This window comes from Mesorhizobium sp. WSM4841 (assembly GCF_055811515.1).
Map to the genome: position 1 here is coordinate 326761 of NZ_JBVVQC010000001.1, position 23924 is coordinate 350684.

The following is a 23924-nucleotide window of genomic DNA, read 5'->3' on the forward strand; positions in this document are numbered from 1 at the left end:
TCTACCATTCCAAGGCCTGCGGGCCAAGTCTCGCTGTGTGGTGGCAAAATGAATTCACAGGATTGACAAGCGAATTGGAGCGAAACTTCTTGCGATAAGCGTCTGCCTCTGCTCGGTTATGTCACAATGGGCAAAGGACAGAGACGATGAAGGCTGACTTCCATGGGAAAGTCGCGATTGTGACCGGTGCAGGCTCCGGAATAGGAGCGGCTGTTTCACGGCAACTCGCGCAAGAAGGAGCCGAGGTTGTTGTCGCCGACCTTGATGCCGAGGCCGCGCACTGCAAAGCCGCCGAAATAAGGTCGCAAGGGGGCAGGGCCTACGACTTTGCGGTCGATGTCACGGATGCGGCAGCCGTCGAAAAGCTGATCGAGTTCACTGTCCAGAAATGCGGCGGACTGGATATGGCGGTAAACAATGCAGGCATCGACGGCGTTCGAAAAGCAACGGCAGACTATCCGCTCGACAACTGGCACAAGCTTATAGACGTCAATCTGAATGGCGTCTTCTACAGCATGAAGTACGAAATCGCCGCCATGCTGGATCGAGGCGGAGGCGCCATCGTGAACATGTCCTCCATTCTCGGTTCCGTCGGCTTGCCAACTGCGTCCGCATACACGGCAGCGAAACACGGGGTCGTTGGACTGACCAAGGTTGCGGCGATCGAATATGCGAGGATGGGCATCCGGATCAATGTCGTCGGCCCCGGCTGGATCGAAACGCCGCTTTTGTCGGAGCAAGTGGAGGCATTGACCACCCGGCGCATGGCAGCCCTTCAGCCGATGGGCAGACGCGGCAAACCGGAAGAGGTAGCGGCTCTTGTGTGCTTCCTGTTGTCGGATCAGGCCAGCTTTATCACTGGCAGCTACCATCTGGTCGACGGAGCTTACACCGCCCATTAGGTGCAGAGGCTGTCCCACTCGTGCTGGCTACTGTCAGGGCGATGACGCCGCAGATCGCCGGCTGCCCGCACTGCCTGAGATGGCGCTGTTCCCGCATCGCAAGGAAGGCCGAGCCAGACCCGGTGGCGGCGCGACTTGCCGACATCCTGCTGCAGGTGGCGGTGGAATCGCCTACCCGAAAATGTGCAGGCGCTGCCCGCGAGCGGCCTGCGGAGCGTAGCCTGATGCTGGCGCCCAGAAGACGCGCAGCTCAGCGGCGTTTTTTCGCCTTGCTGGCGAACGGATTTTCCGAGGTGCGCAGGGCGATGCGGATCGGCACGCCGGGCATGTCAAAGGCTTCGCGCAGGCTGTTAGAGAGATAGCGGACATAGGATTGCGGCATCGCGTCCGGCCGTGAGCAGGACACGACGAAGCCCGGCGGGCGCGTCTTGGCCTGGGTGACATATTTGATCTTCAGCCGACGCCCTGCCACGGCAGGCGGCGGATGATGCGCCAGGATGCCTTCCAGCCAGCGGTTGAGCTTGCCGGTCGAGACGCGGCTGTTCCACACTCTGTGCGTCCGGATGACGGCATCCATCAGCTTGTCGAGGCCGCGCCCGGTTTCGGCCGAGACCGGAACCGCCTGCATGCCGCGCGCCTGCGGCAACAGCCGCTCGGTCTTCTCGCGCAGTTCCGCCAGGAGTTCCTGGGGGTGGTCGATCATATCCCATTTGTTGAAGGCGATCACCGGCGCGCGGCCCTCGCGGATGATCAGGTCGGCGATCTGCAGATCCTGCTTCTCGAAAGGAATGGTGGCGTCGAGCACGATGATGACGATCTCGGCAAAGCGAATGGCGCGCAGGGCATCCTGCACCGACATGACTTCCAGCTTTTCGTGGATCCTGGCCTTGCGGCGCATGCCGGCGGTGTCGAACAGCTTCAGGCGGCGGCCATGCCAGTCCCAGTCGACGGAGATGGAATCGCGGGTGATGCCGGCTTCCGGCCCGGTCAAGAGCCGCTCCTCACCGATCAGCGCGTTGATCAGCGTCGATTTGCCGGAATTTGGGCGCCCGACGACGGCGATGCGCATCGGTTTGGTATCGTCGTAGCTCGGCTCGGCATCCGGATCGGTGATGTCCTCGCCGATCAGCACCTCGCTGGCGGCGGTCTCCTCGTCCGCATCCTCTTCTTCTTCGCCGAAGGCGCGCGCCTCGCCCAGTGCTGATATCACCGCATCGCGCAAATCGGGCAGGCCCTGGCCGTGTTCGGCCGAGACCGGGATTGGCTCGCCAAGGCCGAGTTCCCAGGCCTCCAGCATGCCGCCCTGGGCGCCGCGCGCCTCGGCCTTGTTGGCGACGACGACAACCGGTTTGCCGGACTTGCGCACGATCTCAGCGAAGGTCTTGTCGTCAGGCATCAGCCCGGACTTGGCATCGATCGTGAAAAAGATCAGGTCGGCTTCCCGGATGGCGATCTCGGTCTGGGCGCGCATGCGGCCCGGCAGCGTCGAAGCAGCAGCATCCTCGAAGCCGGCGGTGTCGATGACGTCGAAATGCAGATCGTAAAGCTTGGCGGCATGGACGCGACGGTCACGAGTGACGCCCGGCGTGTCGTCGACAAGCGCCAGCTTCCTTCCCACCAGACGATTGAAAAGGGTCGATTTGCCGACGTTAGGCCGGCCGATGATGGCGACTTTGAACGTCATGCGGCCCTACATCTGCCAGCATGTCGTCGTCCCAAAACCGCTGCACACTTTTTGGCGACATGCATCTGCCATGCATGTCGTTGTCCCAAAACCGCAACACACTTTTGGGCGACATACATTACGACACGCTGCCCGACCCACGGATCAGCTCGGACATCAACGTCGCCCGCTCGCGCGCGTTGCGCGGGGCGCCGTCATCCGAGGCGATCTGGTCGAACAGTTTCAGTGCGTCCGTCGCCTTGCCTTCCTTCCAGGCGGCAAGGCCGAGCGCCTCGCGCGCGGTATGGCGCAGCGGATTGGTGTCGGCGGTGAGCGTCTCGACGCGGCTGGAGACATCGGCGAACGAACCGTGGTCTACGAGCAGCAGCGCTGCCCTGATGCGCGCCATGTCGCGAAGGCCTGATGGAATGTCCGTGTCGGCGGCGACCTCGTCGAAGTCCTTGACGGCGGCGACGACATCGCCCTTATCCGCCTTGACGGTTGCCGCGCGCATGCGGGCGAGCAGCGGATAGGCGCCGTAGCCATCCTTTTCCAACGCAGCGAGGGCAGTCAGCGCTTCGTCGCTCTTGCCCTCATTGGCAAGCTTCAGCGCCTGCGAGAAGGCGTCGCCCGAGCGATTGGCGCGAGTCTCGTCCCAATAGCGATAGCCGACGAAGGCCGCGGTGCCGACCACCACCAGTATCGCAAGCGCAAGCAAGGCAGGACCAAAACGGTCCCATAGCGCATGCGCCTGATCGCGACGCATCTCTTCGTTGACTTCGCGGATAAAACTGTCGTCCGACATCTCAAAACCATCCTGCCCGCCCCAGGGCGGTTTAGAGCGACGTGCGTCCATGGAAAGTACGCTCTAACACTTTGAATTTGCGCATCGTGCTTCCTGAAAATCAATGCTGCTTTTCAGGCCGATGCGGTAGCCCGCGTTTTAGCGAAATTTTGCCGGCATGGAAGGGGTTGGACAGGAAAATCGGCTAATCGCCGACACGTGGCCGCCCGAGGCAACCGCACCCGCGCCACATTTCGCCGATAGCCGGTGCTCGAACCCTCCTCCAATCCAGATCAGATGCTAATGCCTCGTTCGTCCCGCGTTGTTGCATTCTCCATCGCGTCGCTTGCTGCAGCGGGCGCCGCTGTCGCCGATCCGCCCGCGGCGCCACCGCCGGCAAGGCCGAAACAGGCCGTCATCATCTCGTTCGACAGCGCTCGCGATATTTCGCAGTGGAAGCGCAGCAGGGCGCTGGCCGCGCGCACCGGCGCGCATTTCACTTACTTCGTGTCCTGCGTCTTCCTGCTCTCGCCGGAAACGCACAAGGCGTACATGGCGCCCGGCAAGACATCGGGCAAATCCAACATCGGCTTTGCCGCCTCGAAACAGGACGTCGCCGACCGGCTCGAGCAGATAAACCTTGCCGTCTCAGAAGGCCACGATATCGGCAGCCACGCTTGCGGCCATTTCGACGGCAAGGACTGGAGCAAGGCCGACTGGCTGAGCGAGTTCGGTTCGTTCAAGCATATTCTCGAGAACGCCTATTCGATTAACGCTATTACCGCTGAACCCGCGGGCTGGCGCGAAATCGCGCGCAAGGCGGTCGGCTTTCGCGCCCCCTATCTGTCGGCAAACAAGGCGCTCTACGAGGCGCTGCCAAAGGCGGGCTATTTGTTTGACGCGAGCGGTGTGTCGCGCGGCCCTGCCCGGCCACCGACCCGCGACGGCATCACACGCTTCTCGCTGCCGCAGATCCCGGAAGGTCCTGACACAAGACGGGTGATCGCCATGGACTACAATCTCTATATCAGGCATTCCGGCGGCTTCGAGCGGCCGAGCAAGGCGGACGAATTCGCCAACCGGACCCATGACGCCTTTCGCGCCGCGTTCGATGCCCAATACCAGGGCAAACGCATTCCGCTGGAACTCGGCTTCCATTTCACACTGATGAATGACGGCGCCTACTGGCACGCGCTGGAACGCTTTGCCGGCGAGGTCTGCACCAGGCCCGACGTCGAGTGCATCAGCTATCGCGACTATGTTTCGCGGCGCGATGGCGGCCAAACGCAGGCGTCGGTGGGCGGCTGGATCCGGAAGTGACAGCCGCCCGCCACTGTTAGCTCACCGGCTGATCCTCAGGGCGCAAGCCGGCTCGCTCTCGCTCCAGATAGTGCTGGTCGATTTCCGGCAGCGGCGCCCCTTCAAGCGTCGCCTCGAAGGCGCGCAGGCGCTTGTAGATGGATATCAGCTCGACGATAGTCGGCCAGGAATTCACGAGATATTGGAACGAAGTGGCGACTTGTGAAAAGGCGGTGACAATTTGCTGGAAAACGCCAAATGTTATCTTACCGATTGCCAAGGTTGGAACGAGAATAAGCGTAGCGAAGACGTTGTCGACTTGAAGGTATAGATAGCGGACCATGTCGAAATAGACATAGTGTGCATAGAGAGTGAAATAGTTCTTGCGAACATTTCTGAAAAGCTCGACCAACGTTGGTGGCTGCGCTCGCGCCGTATCGTCCTCACCGAGGACAAGTTCCTTGCGCAGAGCGGCTTCAACACGCTGATTACGAAATTCCAGCCCGGGCAGCTTGACGCCGACGACTGCCAACAAGCCGGTGCCAAACAACGACCAGGCGATCGCCGCAACAACCAACGGATAAGGGATTGCTCCGACTATTGGGAGAGTTGGAACATGGAGAGAAAGGGATGCCAGCAAGGGTAGAAAAGCAATCAGGGTCATGATGGAGTCGATGAAGTTCACTCCGAGCCCCTGCATTGTGCCCGAGAAGCGCATCGTGTCGTCCTGAACGCGCTGCGACGCCCCTTCGATATGGCGCAGCCTCGGCCAGTAAGCGGTAAAATAATCGTTCATCGCCGTACGCCAGCGGAAAACATAGTGCCTGACGAAGAAAACGTTCAGAACGGCAATGGTCATATAGACCAGGGCCAAAGACAGAAACTGCCATACTCCGTAGTAAAGCTCGGCAGGCGCAACGGACCCGGGCGTGGTGAGCGCCTTCTGCACCATGTCGTAAAACATGCCACGCCAGTCATTGAGCGCCACACTTATCTGCACGATGAAATTGGTGACGAAAATAATCAAAGCAGAGCCAAGGATCGACCAGTTCTGCCAACGGTGTGGGGCATACAGCGACCAAAAAAGGTAGAATACGCCCATACCGGCGAAGAAATATGCGTAGAACCAGAGGAATGCCGGCGTCAGGAATCTTATTGGGCTGATGACGGGTGCGGCCCGCGGATCGACCGGCGGCATCCCAAGCATCGTGCCAAGGTGTTCGCCGCCGAAAAACCACAGGAGGACGAGCAGAAGGCTCCAGACGGCGGCCGAGATGAAAAAAAGCTTCGGCTGCGGGAAGAAGGATACGAACACGGTGGGGAAATCCTCGGTCGATGCGCAAATCAGCGGCGTTGCTGTTCAGCGGGCATAAGGTCACACATCGATCGGAATGAAAATGGCCGGTGCGTGATGCCCGGCACCGAGCAAGACCACAATCATGGCGATTTTGGCGCAGCCGACCAGGTGATCGCGCCGGAGACAAGCAGCACGGCGGCGGCCAGGATCGATGCAAGGAAGAAGTCGCCCGATGCTTCGGCAAGCAGCCCGGCGACGATCGGACCGATGATCTGGCCGAGGCCGAAGGAGGCCGTCATCAACGCCAGGATCCGGCGTGGCGCTTGCGGGGCAAGCTGCCTTCCGGTCTGCAGGCCGAGCGCGGTGATGGCGATGAAGGTCCCGCCAAGCAGAAATCCGCCGAGTAGCGGCCCAATGTGTCCGCCCATGGCGACGCTCGCGGTGACGCCGACCACCTCGACGAGGCACCCGAAGGCATAAGCCTGGTAGAGCCCGATCTTTCCGGCGATCTTCTGCCAAAGCCAGACCGAGGGAATCCCGGCAAGGCCGGTGACCATCCAGACCACGGCTTCGAAGACGCGGCCGCCGCCGCCCTGCCGGACGATGGCGACCAGAAAGGTCGCCGTCACGATGTAGCCGAAGCCGAACAGCCCATAGGCGACAATGATCTTCACCAGCGACCGGTCCTTCGGCAGCGCCGGTTCGCGACCATCGGCGCCGTTGGCGGCCACAGTGCCGCCGGCCAGCAAGGCCACGGCGGCAAAGGCGCAGGCTGAGATCGCGGCGGACCAGAACCAGGCCGCCGTCCAGCCGGCATGTTCGTTGACGAGGATTGCCATCAGCGCCGAGGACGCCGCTATGCCGAGGCCGACGCCGCCGAAATGCAGCGCCTGCAGGTCGTTTCGGCCGGTCGCGGCCAGATGGCCGAAAACGATGCTGGACATGAAGACCAAGACAAAGGCGCTGGCCACACCGGCAAGAAAGCGGATGACGAGAAAGGCCGGGATAGTACCGGCCAGGCCCATCAGCCCGGTGAGGACTGCGGTGGCGGCAAGACCGGCCAGCATCAGCAGGCGCTCGCGACCGTGCGCCCAGCCGCCGACGGCCGCAAGCGCACCGATGAGATAGCCGAGATAGTTGGCGGATGCGATCCATCCGGCATCGGCCGGCGACAGGCCTAGTTCCTCCATCATGCCGGGCAGGATCGGCGTGTAGACGAAGCGGCCGATGCCCATGGCAACGGCCAGGGCAATCATGCCGGCAAAGGCGAGACGCAAAGGGGACGGCGAAGCGGCTTTCATTTGCGGTGCACAATAGGTGCACGAGCCTGTCAAACAATCCGCTTGTGTTGGGCCAGAACGGCTCGCAACGGCTGTTGGCTAGTGTTCGCCGCAGAGGGCCGACCCGCTAAATCTGGTTCAGCAGCCGCAGCCGACCTGCGCGGTGCCCGTCTCGTAGGCAGTGCGCCGGGCCGTCAGCCTGAACGGCACGTCGCCGAGTTCACGCTCCGACATGGTGTCGAGCACAGGATGCGACAGCGGATCGGTCGCCCATCGGGTGGTCTCGCTTTCATACGACCGGCTTTGCTCTGTGACGACAACGGAAAAGTCCCTGAGCAGTGATAAAATCTTCATCGGATTTTCCTCTACAGGTCTGCTTATTTCCTTAAAGATCTGCCACCCGGCCCTATGTTTCAATTGAGATTTCAACCGTCCCGGTTTAGAAAAACTGTATGGTTATGCTGAACCGCGTCCACCTCAACGGCCTGCGCGCCGTGGAAACCGTCGCCCGCTTGGGATCGCTTTCGGCTGCGGCGAGCGAACTCAACGTGTCCGCCAGCGCCGTCAGCCAGCAGGTCAAGCGAACGGAAGAGCAACTCGGCCAGGCGCTGTTCGAACGAACGACGAGTGGTCTCTTGCTGACCGAATTCGGCACCGTCTTCACCGCGCGGCTCGGAGCTGGGTTCCGCGAGCTCGCCCAAGCCGTGGCGCTCGCCGACGAGGCCTCCGAATGCACGCTGGTGGTTTCGGTGGCGCCGGCTTTCGCGTCGAAGTGGCTGCTGCCGAGGCTGTCACGTCACTTCGCCCGGCATCCGAATGTGCTTTTGCGCATCGACGCCTCGGTGCGGATTGCCGATCTGGACCGCTCGGACATCGACATCGCCATCCGGCTTGGCGACGGGACGTGGCCGGGTGCGCGGGCGGAATTGCTGCTAGCGCAGGAGGTCTTCCCGGTCTGCGCCCCGGTGATCGCCGACAAACTGAAATCGATCGAAGATCTTGCCCTGACCTGCGCGATCACCGACGAACGGGCGATGATCAGTTGGGAAAGCTGGTTCGAGGCCGCCGGGGTTAAGCCGATCACCTTCCTCAAAGGCGCGCGCTTCACCGACCCGATGCTGTGCCTGGAATCGGCGATCGCCGGCCACGGCGTCATGCTCGGCTGGCAATTGCTGGCTGCCGACGCGCTGGCCGACGGCCGCCTTGTCGCCCCCTTTGGCGTCCGCGCCCAGAGCGGGCTCGGCTATTGGCTGGTGACCTCCGCCACCAAGACCGAAAGCCGCAAGGTCAGGGATTTCAAGGTCTGGGTCCGCGAAGAGATAGCGGCGACCATGGCGCATTTCGGGTCGCTCGCCAGCGCGAACTGAACCCCCCGCGTGCAATCGCGGTGGAAAGGAGAGCAGTGCGGGTCTATGTAAGAACCAGACTCCCACATCGCGACAGGCAGGATCATGACCACACATTCGCGCGGCGTTTCCGCAACGATCGACCCGGTGAAACTCGACAGGCTGGCCGAAGTCGCCATCAAGGTCGGGCTGCAATTGCAACCGGGGCAGGATCTGGTGCTGACATCGTCGATCGCAGCTCTGCCTCTGACGCGACGGATCGTCGAGCATGCGTACAAGGCCGGCGCCGGCCTGGTGACGCCGATCTTCAACGACGACGAGATGACGCTTGCGCGCTTCCGCTATGGCACCGATGCCGGCTTCGACCACGCCGCCGGCTGGCTCTATGAGGGCATGGCGAAGGCCTTCGCCAACAATGCGGCGCGGCTTGCCGTGCGGGGCGAGGATCCGTCGCTGCTATCGGCGCAGGATCCGGCGAAAGTGGCGCGCGCCAACAAGGCGAATTCGGTCGCCTACCAGCCGGCACTGGAGAAGATCACCGGCTTCGACATCAACTGGAACATCGTCGCCTACCCCGACCTGGCCTGGGCCAAGCAGGTGTTTCCCGGCGATACCGACGACGTCGCCGTGGCAAAACTCGCCGACGCCATCTTTGCCGCCTCACGGGTTGATGTGGACGACCCGATCGGCAATTGGACGGCGCACAATGCGGCTCTGCGCAGCCGCACCGAATGGCTGAACGGCCATAATTTCCACGCGCTGCATTTCACCGGACCCGGCACCGACCTGACCGTCGGGCTGGCCGATGGGCATGAGTGGATGGGCGGCGCTTCGACCGCCAGGAACGGCATCACCTGCAACCCGAACATCCCGACCGAGGAGGTTTTCACCACCCCGCATGCAAGGCGCGTCGAAGGCCATGTTACGAGCACCAAGCCGCTGTCCTACCAAGGCACGCTGATCGACGGCATTGCGGTGCGTTTTGAAGGCGGCCGCATCGTCGAGGCGAAGGCTAGCCGCGGCGAGGATGTGCTGAAAAAGGTGCTCGATACCGATGAAGGCTCACGCCGGCTCGGTGAGGTCGCGCTGGTGCCGCATTCCTCACCGATCTCGAAGAGCGGTCTGCTGTTCTTCAACACGCTGTTCGACGAGAATGCCGCCTGCCATATCGCGCTCGGCCAGTGCTATTCGAAGTGCTTCGTCGACGGTGCCTCGCTCAGCCAGGACGAGATCGCGGCGCGTGGCGGCAACAAGAGCTTTATCCATATCGATTGGATGATCGGTTCGGACAAGATCGACATCGACGGCGTCGGCAAGGACGGCAGCCGCGTACCGGTCATGCGTAAGGGCGAGTGGGCGTAAGGAGCCGCCAGCAAGCCGTCTTGGCGGTCAACCGCGGAGTTGACGATGAAACTCGATGTCAAGGTCAAGCGCATCTACGAGCCGCCCTCGCCTGGCGATGGGCAGCGGGTGCTCATAGACCGCGTATGGCCGCGCGGCGGCCGCAAAGAAGACGCCGCGCTGACGCTATGGCTGAAGAACCTCGCGCCAAGCGATGAATTGCGCAAATGGTTCGGCCACGAGCCGACGCGCTGGATGGAATTCCAGCAGCGCTATCGCGGCGAGCTCGACAGGAACAGCGATGCGGTCGGCCAGTTGCGCGCCCTGCTCGACAACGGCCGGGTGACGCTGCTCTACGGCGCCCAGGACGAGCTGCACAACAACGCAGTGGCTTTGGCTGACTATCTGCGTCTAAGGGGCTGAGGCAGCGCGCACGCTGCCGGCCGTTCGCCGGTATAGCGGTGCTTGTTCGATATCAACCTCGGGGGGCAGCAGTCTTTGCGTTCACCCTCTCAAGCAACGCTAGTAATCCCTTTAGAATTTCGATTGGCGATGGCGGGCAGCCCGGAATGTGCAGATCGACAGGCAGTACCTCCGACACGCCGCCGACGACTGCATAACTCCCGGCGAAACAGCCACCGTTCCTGCCGCAGTCGCCAAGCGCGACCACCCATTTGGGATTGGGAGTTGCGTCATAAGTCCGTTTCAGTGCCTCGCGCATGTTTTTGGTGACCGGCCCTGTGACAAGCAGCACATCGGCATGGCGCGGCGACGCGACGAACCGGATTCCGAAGCGTTCGACGTCATAGAAGGCGTTGTTGAGCGCATGCATTTCGAGTTCGCAGCCGTTACAGGAACCAGCGTCGACCGCCCGGATCGACAGGCTGCGGCCCAGTCGCTTGCGGGCAGCGCCGTCTAGCGCGCGCGAGAGTTCGTCGATCGCCGTCTGGCTCGCCTTGGGCGGACGCTCTGTGAGTGGGGGCCGTGTCAGGCCTTCAAAGAGGTGCTTGCGCATGGCGGAATGCCTTAGAGATCGTGACCGGAGTAGGAACAGTTGAACGATTTGTTGCAGAGCGGAAAGTCGGCGACGATGTTGCCCTCAACGGCCGCTTCAAGCAGCGGCCATTGAAACCATGACGGGTCACGCAGGTGACAGCGCTCGACCATACCGCCTTCGCCAATGCGCAGCCAGGCCAGAATGTCGCCCCGGAACCCCTCGACCAGCGCCATGCCTTCACGCGGCCCGCCTGTCTTGGTGACGCCGGTCTTGGTGACGCCTGTCTGGGCAACGCTCGCCTCGGCGACATCGACGCGGATCGGGCCGTCAGGCAGCCTTTGAAGGATCTGCTCGGTCAGCGATAAGCTCTGCTCGACCTCGCGGATGCGGATCCAGACGCGCGCATTCACGTCGCCCTCCTGAAGGAGAGGGACGTCGAAGGCGAGTTCGTCATAAGGCGGGTAGCCTGGACTGCGCCGCGCATCGAACTCTCGGCCGGAGGCGCGGCCGACATAACCGCCCGCTGCGTATTGCCGGGCAAGGGCCGGCTTGAGCCGACCGGTCGCGGCGGTCCGGTCCTGCAGCGACGCCGTGTTGTCGTAGAGTTCGACCAAATGAGGAAACCGCTGCCTGATCTCCGTGACCACAGACCGGACCGCGGCCGTCCCCTCTTCGCTCAGGTCGCTTGCCACCCCGCCAGGCACGATGCGGTCGCGCATCAGGCGATGGCCGAAGGCCGCATCGCTGGCACGCAAGACGCGTTCGCGCAGCACGCCGCAATGGGCATGCATGAGCACGAAGGCGGCGTCATTGCAGATGGCGCCGATATCGCCGAGATGGTTGGCAAGACGCTCGAGTTCCGCCATCAGCGCCCGCAGCCAGACGGCACGCAAGGGCACTTCGACGCCGAGCGCCGCTTCGACCGCGCGAGCAAAGGCCAGCGAATACGCCACGGTGCTGTCGCCGGACGTCCTCCCCGCCAGTTTGGCCGCGCGCTCGACAGGCGAACCTGCCATCAGGCCTTCTATGCCCTTGTGCACGTAGCCGAGACGCTCTTCCAGCCGGACAACTATTTCGCCGCTTGCCGTGAAGCGAAAATGCCCCGGCTCGATGATGCCGGCATGCACGGGCCCGACCGGAATCTGGTGCAGGCTTTCGCCTTCCGCGGGAAGGAAGCGGTAAGAGGCCATGGCTGGCGCATGAGCCGGCGCTGCTGATGCTTCCGCCGCCAATGCCCCCGCTGCCAGGGGATGACTGACGCCCCATTGGCCGTGATCGAGCCAGCGTCGTGTATCCGGAAGTCCTTGCGGCAGAAGCCCGAACAGGTCCGCGGCGGCGCGCTCGAGGCGCAGTGCCGGCGGATGCCGCTGGCCGACCGATGGGTAGCGGCCGCCGGCGCATTTCAGGCTGATGACACCGATGTCTCGAACCGCGTCGAGAAGCGCCATGTGGACGGTGTCCGGTTCGGCCCAAAGACCGAGCAGGCTCCAGTGGCCCGCGGCAAGCTGCTCGACGGCAAGGTTCCAGATTTTCGGAGCAACCACGGCGCGTCGCCAGGGAGCGTGCTGTTCGACAGGACGGCCCGCCTCGATGAGGTCGGTCAGCGCGGGCATCTTTCTTTTGCTCATCCGTTTCATCCCAGGATGGTCGCGACGTGCTGGAACCAGGTGACCAGAGGCGCCGGCAGGTAGATGCCGGCGCCGAACACCAGGGCCAGGTGGGAATACATCGGCACGTAGGATGCCTCGACGGGCGCGGTGCCGCCGCGCGGCTCGCCGAAGGCGACGCCAGTCAGCCGCAGCAGCAGGGCGCCGAAGGCGATGAGAAGCCCGAACACCAGTGGGATCGCCAGAAGCGGCTGCCTCGCAAAGGTCGAGCTGACGACCAGGAATTCGCTCATGAAGATGCCGAGCGGAGGCAGACCGGCAATGGCAACGACGCCGATGACGAGCCCCCAACCGAGTCCGGGATGCGTTTCCGTCAGCCCTCTGATGTCGGCGATTTTTTGTGTTCCCTTGACCTGCGCGATGTGCCCGACCGCGAAGAAGATCGCCGACTTGGTCAGGCTGTGCATGACCATGTGCAGCAGGCCGGCGAAGTTCGCGAGCGGGCCGCCCATGCCGAACGCGAACACGATGATGCCCATGTGCTCGATCGAGGAGTAGGCGAACAGGCGTTTGATGTCGCGGCGGCGGTAAAGCATGAAGGCCGCGAAGATGAGCGAGGTGAGCCCCATTGCGACCATCAATGGTCCCGGGGCTATCGCCTCCGGGCTTGCCGCGAGCAACAGCTTGAAGCGCAGCACGGCATAGAGTGCGACGTTCAGCAGCAAGCCCGAGAGCACCGCCGAGATCGGCGTCGGGCCTTCGGCATGCGCGTCGGGCAGCCAGGCATGCAAGGGAGCAAGGCCGACCTTGGTGCCGTAGCCGAGCAGCAGAAAGACGAAGGCGACGTTGAGCAAAGCCGGGTCGAAATACGCCGCCTGTTCGATGAGCACCGTCCAGACCATGGCGTTGGTGCCCTCGCCGACGACCGGCTGTGCGGCCATGTAGACGAGGATGGTGCCGAACAGCGCAAGCGCGATGCCGACGCTTCCCAGGATGAAATATTTCCAGGCCGCCTCCAGCGCTTCATGCGTGCGATAGATGCCGACCATCAGCACGGTGGTCAGCGTCGCAAGCTCCACTGCCACCCACATCAAACCGATATTGTTCGACACGAAGGCGAGGTTCATGCCGAACATCATGATCTGGTACATCGCGTGATAGAATCGCAGGTTCGGCGCGGTCAGCCGGCCGGTCTCCAGTTCGTGCGCAATGTAGGAGGCGCTGAACACGCTGGTGGTGAAGCCGACGAATGTGTTGAGCACGATGAAAACGATGTTGAGATCGTCGACGAGCAGGTATTGGCCTGGCTGCGGCCGATCGGTGACGAACAGCGACAGCGCGGCGAGCAAGGTCAGGAAGCTCGCGGCGACATTCAGGCCTGCCGACATCCGGTAGTTCGGCAGCGCCGCCAGAAGTGCGGCCGCGCCGACGGGTATCAGCAGGATGGCGGCCACCGCGTCGAAGGGAGCGGTCAACGGCGTTCTCCCCTGTAGTCGTCGAGCGCGCCGACATCCACCGAGTCGAACCGCTCGCGGATGCGGAACAGGAAGACACCGATGACGATGAAGGCGATCAGGATCGAGAAGGCGACGCTGATCTCGACGACCAGCGGCATGCCCTTGGCGCCGGTGGCGGCCAGCACCAGGCCGTTCTCGAGCGACATGAAGCCTACAACCTGGCTGACGGCGTTGCGGCGGGTGACCATCACCAGCAGGCCCAGCAATATTATCGACAGCGCGAATGCGAGATCCTCGCGGGCGAGCGGGTCGGCTTCGGGTGTGACCCGCAGCATCAGCACCATCGACAAAGCCACCAGACCGATGCCGGCAAGCATGGTCGGACCGATGCCGACGGCGGTCTCGATGTCGCGGTGGATGCCGAGCCGCTGGATGATGCGATGAAGCCCGACGGGAATGACGATCGCCTTGAAAATGAGGGCGATCGCCGCGGTGACATAAAGGTGATGGGCGTCCTGGACGTAGGCCTGCCAGGCCACGGACGAAGCGAGCACGATCGCATGAAGCGCAAAGACGTTGATCAGCGCAAACAGGCGATCCTGATACAGCATCATGAAACTGACCAGCACCAGCCCACCGGCGAGCAGATGAGCGATGTCGAAGGTGAGACCGTTCATCAAAGGCTCCGTGAGACGAACAGCAAGAGCGTGCCGAGCAGCGCCAGCATGAGGGCGGCACCGAGGAAGTCCGGGACGCGGAAGACGCGCATCTTGGCGATGGCGGTCTCGAACACGGCAAGCAGAATGCCGCAGGCGGCAAGTTTGCCGATGTAGATAACGACGCCCAGAGCATAGGACCCTGGTCCGGCCCGAGCGGTCACCAGCCCCCACGGAATGAAGACGCAGCAAATCAGCGACACATAGAGCAGCAGCTTGAGGAAGGCGGCGAACTCGATCATCGCCAGATGGCGGCCGGAATATTCCAGGATCATCGCCTCGTGAACCATGGTGAGTTCCAGGTGGGTGGATGGATTGTCGACCGGTATGCGGGCGTTTTCGGCGAGCGCCACCATGACGAGAGCGATCAGCGACATGCCAAGAGAGACCCGCAGGCCGACATCCGGCGAAGCCATGACGGCGGCGACGGTGGAGAGTTGCGTCGCGCCGGCGACGAGCGCCAGGCTGAACACGATCAAAAGCATGGCGGGCTCGGCCAATGAAGCGATCATCACCTCGCGGCTCGCGCCGATGCCGCCAAAGCTCGTACCGACATCCATGCCCGCCAATGCCAGGAAGAACCGCGCGCTGCCGAGCAGCGCGACAATGGCGATGAGATCGGCGGTCCAACTGAAGGTGAGGCCGGTTGCGAATGTCGGGATGAGCGCGGCGGCGACCCAGGTGGCGGCAAAGATCAGGTAGGGTATGACGCGAAACAGCCAGGATGCGTTGTCCGCCAGGACGACCTCCTTGCGCATCAGCCGCAGGAGATCGCGGTAGGGCTGGAACAGCGAAGGTCCCCGGCGGCGCTGCAGTCTCGCCTTCACCTTGCGCACGAAGCCGGTCAGCAGCGGTGCCAGCAAAAGCACCAGCACCATCTGCGCGCCCTGGACGGCCAGTTCAAGGATCAGGGCCATAGCGCGAGCACCAGAAGCAAGGTGACGAGGTAGAGGAAGACCAGGGTCAGATAGCGCCGGATGGTCAGGAACTGCAGATGGTTCAGCTTCTCGGTCGCATAGCCGACAGCGCCAGCGATCGGCTGGTAAAATGTCTCCCAGATCACATCGTGGATTTCCACAGTGAGGCGTGCCGGCCCGGTGGCGCCCGGTGGTGGCATTTCCACCTTTTCCCGGGCACGGAATGCGAATGTGCCGAAGACGCGGCGAATGGGCTGCGCGAAACTGACGGCCGTATATTGCGCGGCCGGCGTGACGTCGGGAAAGCCGCAACCCCATGCGGGGCCGCGACGCAGCGCATGCGAGGCGAAGCGGTGAATGACGAACGCCGCAAGCGATGCGGAGATTGCAATGAACACAAACACCAACAGGCCGTTGTAGGAGCTGCGGCTCTCGGCGATCGGCACGATCGACAGCCAGGGCTGCGCCATCTGCACCGGCATGCGGCTGCCGATCAGCGAAAGCGTCACCGGTGACAGACCGTCTATGATCAGGCCCGGCAGAATACCGGCAAGCAGACAAAGGGCCGCGAGAACGAACATCGCCGCCAGTGAGTAGCGGTCGACCTCCTGCGCCTGCTCCACCGCCACGGAGCGTGGCCGGCCGAGAAATGTGATGCCGAACGCCTTTACGAAACAGGCGGCGGCCAGCGCCGCCGACAATGCCAGCAGGCCACCGACAGCGGGCACCATGACCTTCAGGCCCCATTGCGGCAGATCGGGGCTCTGCAGGATGGCCTGGAAGGCCAGCCATTCGGAGACGAAGCCGTTGAAGGGCGGAAGTGCTGAGATCGAAACGCAGCCGACGAGAAAGACAAAACTGGTCAGCGGCATGCGATGGATAAGACCGCCAAGCTTCTCCATGTTGCGCTCGCCGGTCACTGTGAGCACGGCGCCCGCGCCGAAAAACAGCAGGCTCTTGAAAAAGGAATGGTTGAGAACGTGGAACAGTGCTGCGGTGAGCGCCAGTGCGGCGGCCGACGGCATCGCATTGGCCTTGAAGGCGAGCGCAAGGCCAAGGCTAACGAAGATGACGCCGATGTTTTCGATGGTGCTGTAGGCAAGGAGCCGCTTGAGGTCCTTTTCCATCAAGGCGTAGAGGATGCCGAGCACCGCCGTCAGGCCGCCGAGGAAAAGCACGACGACGCCAGACCACCATGCCGGCTCACCGAGCAGGTCGAAAATGACGCGTATGAAGCCATAGACGGCGACTTTCGTCATGACGCCGCTCATCAGGGCCGAGACATGGCTTGGCGCCGCCGGATGAGCGAGCGGCAGCCAGACGTGGAGCGGGACAAGGCCGGCCTTGGAGCCGGCGCCGAGCAGCATGAGAACCAGGGCGGCTGCGGCAACGAACCGGCTTGGCTCGGCGGCACGCATCGCGTCGAATGTGTAGGTTCCGTCCGGTCCGGCCAGCAGGCCGAAAGCGAGCAGCAGCGCCAATGTGCCGAAGCTCGCCATCACCAGATAGATGTAGCCTGCCCGGGTATTGTCCTGTTCGCGATGGTGCGCCATGACGAGCGCCCACGAGGCGAGCGACATGAACTCCCAGGACAGCAGGAAGGTGAAGGCGTCGTCGGCCAGCACGACAAGAGTCATGCCGGCAAGAAAGGCCGGGAAAAACGGCAGCACCCGGTGTTGCGCAGATTCGTGATGGCCGTAGCCAAGCCCATAGAGGCTGGCCGCAGCGCCGCCCAGATTGACGACGACCAGAAAGAATGCCGACAGCGCGTCGAGACGGAAATGAGCGCCGATCCACGGCAGTCCGAGTGGCAGCGTAACAGTGGACACGCCGGCAGGATCGCCTGTCAGCTCTGCTGCGGCGATCGCGAACATGACGGCCGAGATGCCAAGGGTTGCGCCATAGACCAGATGCGTCGCCGAGCCGCGCCGACTGACGGCGACAGCCAGTACGGCGGTTCCCAAAAACGCGGCGACACCCCACAAAAGAAGGGCAACGATCGACGTCACGGCAGGCCCCCGCCGACCTCGGCTTCCGCTTCGTCGGCGCCTGAAATCCTGGCTGGATTGAGCCCCGCCTTCAGCCGCACGCCCCGTCCGCCAGCCTGGCTGGTCGCGCCTTCCCCGATCAACTCGATGCCGGCAGCCTCAAGTGCTGCAATCAATTTCATCAACGAATCGACATTGCCCCGGATCATCGCCTCGCTGGCTTCCATGCGCTGAATTGTCGGGACCGAAAGGCCGGACAACTCGGCAAGCCTGCGCTGGTCGATACCGAGCAGCGCCCTGGCGGCGCGCAATTGTGGTGCAGTTATCACCGGCGACCCTTCGGCTCAGCTTTGAGACATGATGTCTCAGCGTTGCAGCATACATTGAAATGTGCTACCGTCAATTACTGATGTATGAGGCATCTATTTGCCGACGACCCGGATGAGATGACGGGCGAACATCCGGGCGTTCCCCGCAATCAAACCAAGATGGCGGGGCCGCTGACATAGGAAGGCCATAGGTCGTGGCCGCGCGGCCCGCGCTAAAGATATCGCAACCGGATGCAGCGGCGAATACTCTCCTCTGGACCATCGCCCGGAATCCGGAAGCAATCGAAGATTCTCTCGACGTGGAAGACGCGGCGGCTGCACCATCTCCTTAGGCAAAGAGTGCAGCCACCCTGCAACGGCTGCTCACGCGTGCAGTTACTCAGTCGCCAGCGCGATGGCCGGGCGCGCGGCACCGCGAATCTGTTCAGGCGACACGCAGTTCCGTGGCCGCATCGAAGAGGTGCACCTTGCCCGGCAGTACCGAAAGGTTGATCGCGGCGCCGGCGTTGCGGCGCTCGTCACGCGGCACCACGGCGACGGCGTCGTATCCCGCCACACGCAAATGAATCTGGACGTCCGCGCCGGTCGTTTCGGACAGCACGACCTCGCCCTTGATCTCACCCGCATCCGAAATGCCGAGATCGTGCGGACGCACGCCCATGATGACCTTTTGGCCTGGCTTCGCCTTGATCTCAGGTGAGAGGCCGATCGACACGCCTTCGGCGACGAAGCGAGGACTGCCGCCCGCGGTCTCGACAGCGCCGGCGATGAAGTTCATCGAAGGCGAGCCGATGAAATCAGCGACGTATTTCGAGTTCGGGCGTTCGTAGACCTCGTCGGGCGTGCCGATCTGCACGATCCTGCCGGCGTGCATCAGCACGATCTTGTCAGCCATCGTCATCGCCTCGATCTGGTCATGGGTGACGTAGATCGTGGTCGTGCCGAGACGGTTGTGGAGTTGGCGGATTTCCACGCGCATATGCGTGCGCAGCTTCGCGTCGAGGTTGGAGAGCGGCTCGTCGAAAAGGAAGACGGCGGCATTCCGCACCATGGCGCGGCCCATGGCGACGCGCTGGCGCTGGCCGCCCGACAGTTCCTTGGGATAGCGGCCGAGGTAGGGCGTGAGATTCAGGATTTCCGCCGCCCATTCGACCTTCTTCCTGATCTCGGCCTTTGGCACTTTCGCCACTTCGAGACTGAAGCCGATATTGTCGAACACCTTCATCGTCGGATAGAGCGCGTAGTTCTGGAACACCATCGCGATGTCGCGATCGCGCGGGTGAACGTCATTGACCCGCCTGTCGCCAATCAACAGATCGCCGTTGGTCACTCGCTCGAGCCCGGCTGTCATGCGCAGGAGCGTGGTCTTTCCGCAGCCAGACGGCCCAAGAAGGACGACGAATTCGCGGTCGGCAATGCCGAAGGAGATGTCCTTCATCACCTCGACATGCCCGAAACTCTTGGCGATGTTCTTATATTCTACGGTAGCCATTCTCTCTCTCCAGAAGCCCGGATTCGGGTCGTCAGTATTTCTGCCTGGTCGGCGTGATGACGATTTCCTGCACGAGAGCGTTCTGCGGCATCTGGTAGGTGTGCAGCATGAGGTCAGCGACGTGCTCCGGTCCGATGCCGCCGCCGATCTTGAGCTTATTGGCCTTGTAGTTGGCGAGCGTCTGCGGATCGAGGACGCCGCTCAGAACTTCGGTTTCGATCACCCCGGGCGAAAGCACGACCACGCGGACGTCATAGTCGGAAAGATAGTCGCGCAGCGATTCCGACACGGCGTGAACGAAGAATTTCGTCCCGCAGTAAACGGTATGATCCGGATAGATTTTTCGGCCGGCGATCGAACTCATCATGAACAGCGTTCCATGACGGCGCTCCATCATGCCCGACATCACGGCGTGGACCGAATTCAGCACGCCTTTCGTGTTGATGTCGATCATCTCGTCCCATTCCTCGGGCGGCTGGCGGCCTATGTCGGCAAGACGCGCGATGCCGGCATTGGCAAAGAGCATGTCGACCGGTCCGTATTCTGCTTCCGCCTCCTTCACGGCGGCTGCGATTGCGGCGCGGTCGCGGACGTCGACCTGCCGGGCCATGCTGTTGGGGAGGTTCAGCGCCTCCATGCGCTCCAGACGGCGGGCCATCATCAGAACAGGATGGCCGGCGCGCGAAAACACCCTGGCGACCGCCTCGCCGATACCAGAACTCGCTCCTGTCACTGCTACGAGCTGTTTTCCAGCCATTGCTTTTCCTCTTGGGGATTGTCGATACCCGGGGTGGGGGGGGGGGGGGGGGGGGGGGGGGGGGGGGGGGGGGGCGGGGGGGGCGGCGGGGGGGGGCGGGGGGGGGGGGGGGGGGGCGGGGGGGGGCGGCCGGGTGCCGCGGGGGCGGCGGCGCGGGGGGGGGGGGGGCCGGCGCCGCCCCCCCCCCCCCCCCCCCCCACGCCCCCCCCCGCCGCCCCCCCCCCCCCCCCCCCCCCCCGCCGGGGGGGGGGGGGGCGGCCCCCCCCCCCCCCCCCCCCCCCCCCCCCCCCCCCCCCCCCGGGAACATTCAGCCCTTGGCGACGAGATCGTCGACCTGGGTTTTCAGGGCGTCGAGCGACTCCTTGGCCGAGCCAGACTGGCCGGCGAAGTATTTGCCCAGTGCAACCGGGATCATGTCGCTCGAGAGTTCTGCCCACGCCGGCAAGTCGGGCTCGGATCCCATGTAGTTGGCGATGGTGTCGCGCACGACCGGCAAATGGCGGGTCGTGCCGGCGCCGACACGCGCATTGGCCAGCACGCGCGGATCGTCATAGACGCTGGTGCGCGTTGGCCCCGTACCGCCGCCCAGAACGGTTATCAGCGCCTGGGTATCGGCTGAGGTCGCCCACTGCATGAAAATCCAGGCGGCGTCCGGGCTCTTCGAGTATTTCGACACCGCGAGCGAAGAACCGCCCTGGTGACCAACGCCCGGAATTTCGCCGAATCCGGTCTGCTCGACGGTGCGCAGCGTGGCGGCAGGTTTCGGCGGAACCATCGCTTCCATCAGACCGGAGACCTTGGAGGCCTTGGGATCGTCGAAGAACGGGAAGAATTCGCCCCAGGACAGCATCGAGGCGGCGACGCCCTGGCCGACCGACTGGCCCTCGCCATCCCATGTCCAGCCGTCGACCCCGGGCGGCATCGTCGCCTTGAGCTTGTCCCAGTAGGCCATGGCGGCCAAGCCGGCTTCGTCATTGCCGGTGAACTTGCCGTCGGGGCCGAAAATCGAACCGCCATGGCCCCAAAGCCACGCCGTCCAATCGCATTCGAGGCTGTAATGGCCCGATTTCATCTGGCCGCTGGTGCCGTACATGTTCGGGCCCTTGGCGTCGGTGATCGCCGCAGACGCCTTCAGCAAATCGTCCAGCGTGGCCGGAGGCGGCAGCTTGAGCTCGTCCCAGACGTCCTTGCGGTACTGCATGATGAAGATCGGGATGTCGTAGGGCACGCCGACCATGCGGTCCTCGTACATGGCGATACCGTCGACGAGCGGCTTCAGGAAGTCGTCGATGTTGTAGTTCGGCATTGCCAGGTCGGCGTTCTTGAGCTGCTCGCGCGGATCGAAGACGTCCTGGCTGAAGCTCGCCGCCCAGCTCTGGTCGATATAGTAGAGGTCGTAAGTGCCGAGGCTCGAAGCCACGTCGAGCGTCAGCTTCTGCAGCACCTGCTCGAGCGGCAGCACTTCGATCTCGACCTTGATGCCGGTAGCCTCCTCGAAGTACTGCTTGAGTTGCGTGGCAATGGCATTCGACGGCGGCGTCGATTCGGTGGCGAGACGAAGCGTCGTTCCGGCAAAGGGCTTGCCGACATCCGAGAGCCACTTAGTGATTTCGGCGCTGGGCTTTAGTTCCTGTTCCTGAGCCGATGCCTGGCTGATGCCGTAGAACGGACGTCGTCCCAGGCCCATGCCGAGCGCGCCGGCGCCGAGGCCGAGAATGCTTGCTGCGCGAAGAAACGAGCGCCGGTCCATCTGTCCGCGAACGAAGCGGTCAGTGACAGAGGCAAGATGCGCCTTTCTGATGCTGTCTTTCATTGTCTACTCCTCCGGTTTAATTCGCGATTTTCACAAGGCTGCGAATTCGAGCCTCCCATCTATTGTTTCAACGATCCCATCGTGAGACCGCGCACGAGGTGCTTTTGAACCAACAGAATGAAGATGAAAGCGGGAATGATGGATGCGGCGCCAAGCGCGGCCATGTTGCCCCAGGCGGTGCCGATCGAGGTGACGAAGGTCGACGAGACGACAGGCACGGTCTTGACCGACGTGGTGGTCAGGGTCAGCGCAAACAGGAATTCGGTCCAGCTGAAGATGAAGCAGAGCACCGCCGTGGCGGCGATGCCGCCCTTGGCCATCGGCAGCACGATCCGCCGGAAGATCATGAAGCGGCTGGCGCCATCGACGATGGCGCTCTCGTCGATCTCCGACGGAATGTCGTCGAAGAAGCTCTTCATCAGGAGGACGGCGAGCGGCAGGTTCATCAGCGCGTGGATCAGCACCATGCCGGTATAGGTGTCGATGAGACCGAAATTCTTGTAGATAAAGAACATCGGAACCGCGACCGCGACGGGTGGCATCATGCGCGTCGACAACACCCATCCGACAAAACTGTGCCGGCCGCGGAAGTTCATGCGCGACAGGGCATAGGCGGCAAGCGTGGCGATGGCGACGGCGAGCACGGTCGACAGCGTCGCGATCACGATCGAATCCCAGACGCGGGGCGCCATGTAGAAGTTGCCGCCGCCCGGCGTCACGGTGATGCCGCCGCTGCCCAGCGAAATCCCGAACACCTTCTGGAAATTGTCGAAGGTCGGCGTGAAGGCGAACAGTTTCGGCGGCCGGTTGAAGATGTCATTGCCGTGTTTGAACGCCACCGACGTCCAGTAGTAGATCGGAAAGAAGAAGACTGCGACCACAACCCAGGCGGCGATGGTGCGAAGCATGCGCGTCGAGAAGGAGCCGTTCATTTTACCATCTCACCTTCGCGATACGGATGAAGAGATTGGCAATGACGAGGATGATCACCAGGGTGACGAGACTGAGCGTGGCTCCATAGCCCCATTTTACGAAGCTGAACGTCTGCTGCCATGCATAGAGGGACAGCGAGTAGGTCGACGCTCCCGGCCCGCCGGAGGTCATGACGAAGACGTAATCGAAGACGCGGAAGAGATCGATGCCGCGGACCAGCACGGCGATCGCGATCACCTTCGACATCATCGGCAGGGTGATGCGCCGGAAAATCTGGAACGACGACGCGCCGTCGATCATCGCGGCCTCGTAAGGCTCCGGCGGCAGCGCCCTGAGACCGGCAAGGAAGATGAGGACCATGAACGGCGTCCACTGCCAGATTTCCGCGACGAGAACGCCGGCTAGCGCGGTCGACGCCGTGGCGAGGATAGGGTTGTTCGGATTGAGCAGGCCGATCGACTGCAGGAGGTAGCTGATCACCCCGAACTGCGGGTCCTCCATCAGCAGATACATCATGCCGACGATGGCCGGCGGGATGACAAGCGTCATTGTCAGGACGCCGCGCAAGAATCCGAAACCGAAGCCGTCGCTGTCGAGGAGCAGCGCGATCGCCATGCCGAGCACCAGTTCAAAGACCAGCGCGATGGCGAAATAGGTGAAGGTGATGACGAGCGACTGCCAGAACCGCGCGTCGTTCCAGAGCTGCACCCAGTTTTCCGTTCCGACGAATTCGAGCGCCCGTCGGCGCGGGACGAACTCATGGAAGCTCAGCCAGATGTTGTAGATCAGGGGATAGACCGTGAAGACAAGCAGGATCGCCACCAGCGGCAGCAGCCAGGGCAGCGGGTGATCCGAAACGACGAAACGTCTGGCTTGGGCAACCCGCACGCGTTCCTCCCGAACCGCTTCGTTTTGCGATGCACAAATGTTCATATCTTGTGCATTTGTTCAAATGCTATATCTTCACCATGTCCGTGGCAAGCACTTGTTGGCCAGCGACAGCGGC

At 62.9% G+C, this 23924-nt stretch carries 22 protein-coding genes; 5 read left to right on the forward strand and 17 right to left on the reverse strand.

What is annotated here, in order from left to right; all coding sequences use genetic code 11:
- Positions 1-146: 146 nt before the first annotated feature.
- Entirely contained in the window at positions 147-902 is a 756-nt protein-coding gene (locus AC0L14_RS01580; protein ID WP_473748459.1) for an SDR family NAD(P)-dependent oxidoreductase, read from the forward strand.
- A 250-nt stretch (positions 903-1152) separates the two neighbouring features.
- On the opposite strand, the gene der is transcribed toward AC0L14_RS01580, so the two are convergent.
- On the reverse strand, positions 1153-2586 hold the full coding sequence (gene der, locus AC0L14_RS01585; protein ID WP_473528692.1) for a ribosome biogenesis GTPase Der: 1434 nt from the start codon (positions 2584-2586) through the stop codon (positions 1153-1155).
- A 118-nt stretch (positions 2587-2704) separates the two neighbouring features.
- Positions 2705-3370 (reverse strand): tetratricopeptide repeat protein, encoded by a 666-nt coding sequence (locus tag AC0L14_RS01590; RefSeq protein ID WP_473528693.1) that lies wholly within the window; start codon positions 3368-3370, stop codon positions 2705-2707.
- A 282-nt stretch (positions 3371-3652) separates the two neighbouring features.
- Here AC0L14_RS01590 and AC0L14_RS01595 point away from each other — a divergent pair, with 282 nt between their 5' ends.
- A complete protein-coding gene (locus AC0L14_RS01595; protein WP_473528694.1) occupies positions 3653-4669 on the forward strand; it encodes a polysaccharide deacetylase family protein in 1017 nt (338 codons plus the stop codon).
- A gap of 16 nt (positions 4670-4685) precedes the next feature.
- On the opposite strand, the gene sbmA is transcribed toward AC0L14_RS01595, so the two are convergent.
- From sbmA to AC0L14_RS01610, 3 genes are all read right to left on the reverse strand, one after another.
- Positions 4686-5963 carry a peptide antibiotic transporter SbmA gene (sbmA, locus tag AC0L14_RS01600; RefSeq protein ID WP_473528695.1) on the reverse strand — a complete coding sequence of 426 codons (1278 nt, stop codon included), beginning with the start codon at positions 5961-5963 and terminating at the stop codon, positions 4686-4688.
- Between the two features lie 122 nt (positions 5964-6085).
- Positions 6086-7246 (reverse strand): YbfB/YjiJ family MFS transporter, encoded by a 1161-nt coding sequence (locus tag AC0L14_RS01605; RefSeq protein WP_473748460.1) that lies wholly within the window; start codon positions 7244-7246, stop codon positions 6086-6088.
- Between the two features lie 117 nt (positions 7247-7363).
- Positions 7364-7579, reverse strand: a complete 216-nt coding sequence (locus AC0L14_RS01610; protein WP_473748461.1) for a hypothetical protein — start codon at positions 7577-7579, stop codon at positions 7364-7366.
- Positions 7580-7677: 98 nt separating this feature from the next.
- Between AC0L14_RS01610 and AC0L14_RS01615 the strand changes: the two genes are divergently transcribed.
- From AC0L14_RS01615 to AC0L14_RS01625, 3 genes are all read left to right on the forward strand, one after another.
- On the forward strand, positions 7678-8592 hold the full coding sequence (locus AC0L14_RS01615; protein ID WP_473748462.1) for a LysR substrate-binding domain-containing protein: 915 nt from the start codon (positions 7678-7680) through the stop codon (positions 8590-8592).
- Positions 8593-8676: 84 nt separating this feature from the next.
- Complete coding sequence (locus AC0L14_RS01620) at positions 8677-9933, forward strand: aminopeptidase (RefSeq protein ID WP_473748463.1); 1257 nt, start codon at positions 8677-8679, stop codon at positions 9931-9933.
- A gap of 45 nt (positions 9934-9978) precedes the next feature.
- Positions 9979-10335: a DUF488 domain-containing protein gene (locus AC0L14_RS01625; RefSeq protein ID WP_473748464.1), complete on the forward strand. Its 357-nt coding sequence runs from the start codon at positions 9979-9981 to the stop codon at positions 10333-10335.
- A 52-nt stretch (positions 10336-10387) separates the two neighbouring features.
- On the opposite strand, the gene AC0L14_RS01630 is transcribed toward AC0L14_RS01625, so the two are convergent.
- The 12 genes from AC0L14_RS01630 to AC0L14_RS01685 form a co-directional block, all read right to left on the reverse strand.
- A complete protein-coding gene (locus tag AC0L14_RS01630; protein ID WP_473748465.1) occupies positions 10388-10927 on the reverse strand; it encodes an NADH-quinone oxidoreductase subunit B family protein in 540 nt (179 codons plus the stop codon).
- 11 nt (positions 10928-10938) lie between these two features.
- Entirely contained in the window at positions 10939-12522 is a 1584-nt protein-coding gene (locus tag AC0L14_RS01635) for a hydrogenase large subunit (RefSeq protein ID WP_473748522.1), read from the reverse strand.
- A gap of 20 nt (positions 12523-12542) precedes the next feature.
- Positions 12543-13991, reverse strand: a complete 1449-nt coding sequence (locus AC0L14_RS01640; RefSeq protein WP_473748466.1) for a hydrogenase 4 subunit F — start codon at positions 13989-13991, stop codon at positions 12543-12545.
- Positions 13988-14650 (reverse strand): hydrogenase-4 component E, encoded by a 663-nt coding sequence (locus tag AC0L14_RS01645; protein ID WP_123147006.1) that lies wholly within the window; start codon positions 14648-14650, stop codon positions 13988-13990. Before AC0L14_RS01645 ends, AC0L14_RS01640 begins: the two co-directional genes overlap by 4 nt.
- Positions 14650-15606, reverse strand: coding sequence for a respiratory chain complex I subunit 1 family protein (locus AC0L14_RS01650; RefSeq protein WP_473488241.1), 957 nt, complete (start codon positions 15604-15606; stop codon positions 14650-14652). Before AC0L14_RS01650 ends, AC0L14_RS01645 begins: the two co-directional genes overlap by 1 nt.
- On the reverse strand, positions 15597-17615 hold the full coding sequence (gene hyfB / locus AC0L14_RS01655) for a hydrogenase 4 subunit B (RefSeq protein WP_473748467.1): 2019 nt from the start codon (positions 17613-17615) through the stop codon (positions 15597-15599). The genes AC0L14_RS01650 and hyfB overlap by 10 nt, the downstream gene beginning before the upstream one ends.
- The gene (locus AC0L14_RS01660; protein WP_123147004.1) at positions 17612-17923 is read right to left on the reverse strand and encodes a helix-turn-helix domain-containing protein; all 312 of its coding nucleotides are present in this window, start codon (positions 17921-17923) and stop codon (positions 17612-17614) included. Before AC0L14_RS01660 ends, hyfB begins: the two co-directional genes overlap by 4 nt.
- A 424-nt stretch (positions 17924-18347) precedes the next feature.
- Positions 18348-19415, reverse strand: a complete 1068-nt coding sequence (locus AC0L14_RS01665; RefSeq protein ID WP_473748468.1) for an ABC transporter ATP-binding protein — start codon at positions 19413-19415, stop codon at positions 18348-18350.
- Positions 19416-19446: 31 nt separating this feature from the next.
- Positions 19447-20172 (reverse strand): SDR family oxidoreductase, encoded by a 726-nt coding sequence (locus AC0L14_RS01670; RefSeq protein WP_473488245.1) that lies wholly within the window; start codon positions 20170-20172, stop codon positions 19447-19449.
- Positions 20173-20479: 307 nt separating this feature from the next.
- Positions 20480-21985, reverse strand: coding sequence for an ABC transporter substrate-binding protein (locus tag AC0L14_RS01675; protein ID WP_029355472.1), 1506 nt, complete (start codon positions 21983-21985; stop codon positions 20480-20482).
- Between the two features lie 59 nt (positions 21986-22044).
- Positions 22045-22917: a carbohydrate ABC transporter permease gene (locus AC0L14_RS01680; protein ID WP_135935923.1), complete on the reverse strand. Its 873-nt coding sequence runs from the start codon at positions 22915-22917 to the stop codon at positions 22045-22047.
- A 1-nt stretch (position 22918) separates the two neighbouring features.
- Positions 22919-23806, reverse strand: coding sequence for a carbohydrate ABC transporter permease (locus tag AC0L14_RS01685; protein WP_473748469.1), 888 nt, complete (start codon positions 23804-23806; stop codon positions 22919-22921).
- Between the last annotated feature and the right edge of the window lie 118 nt (positions 23807-23924).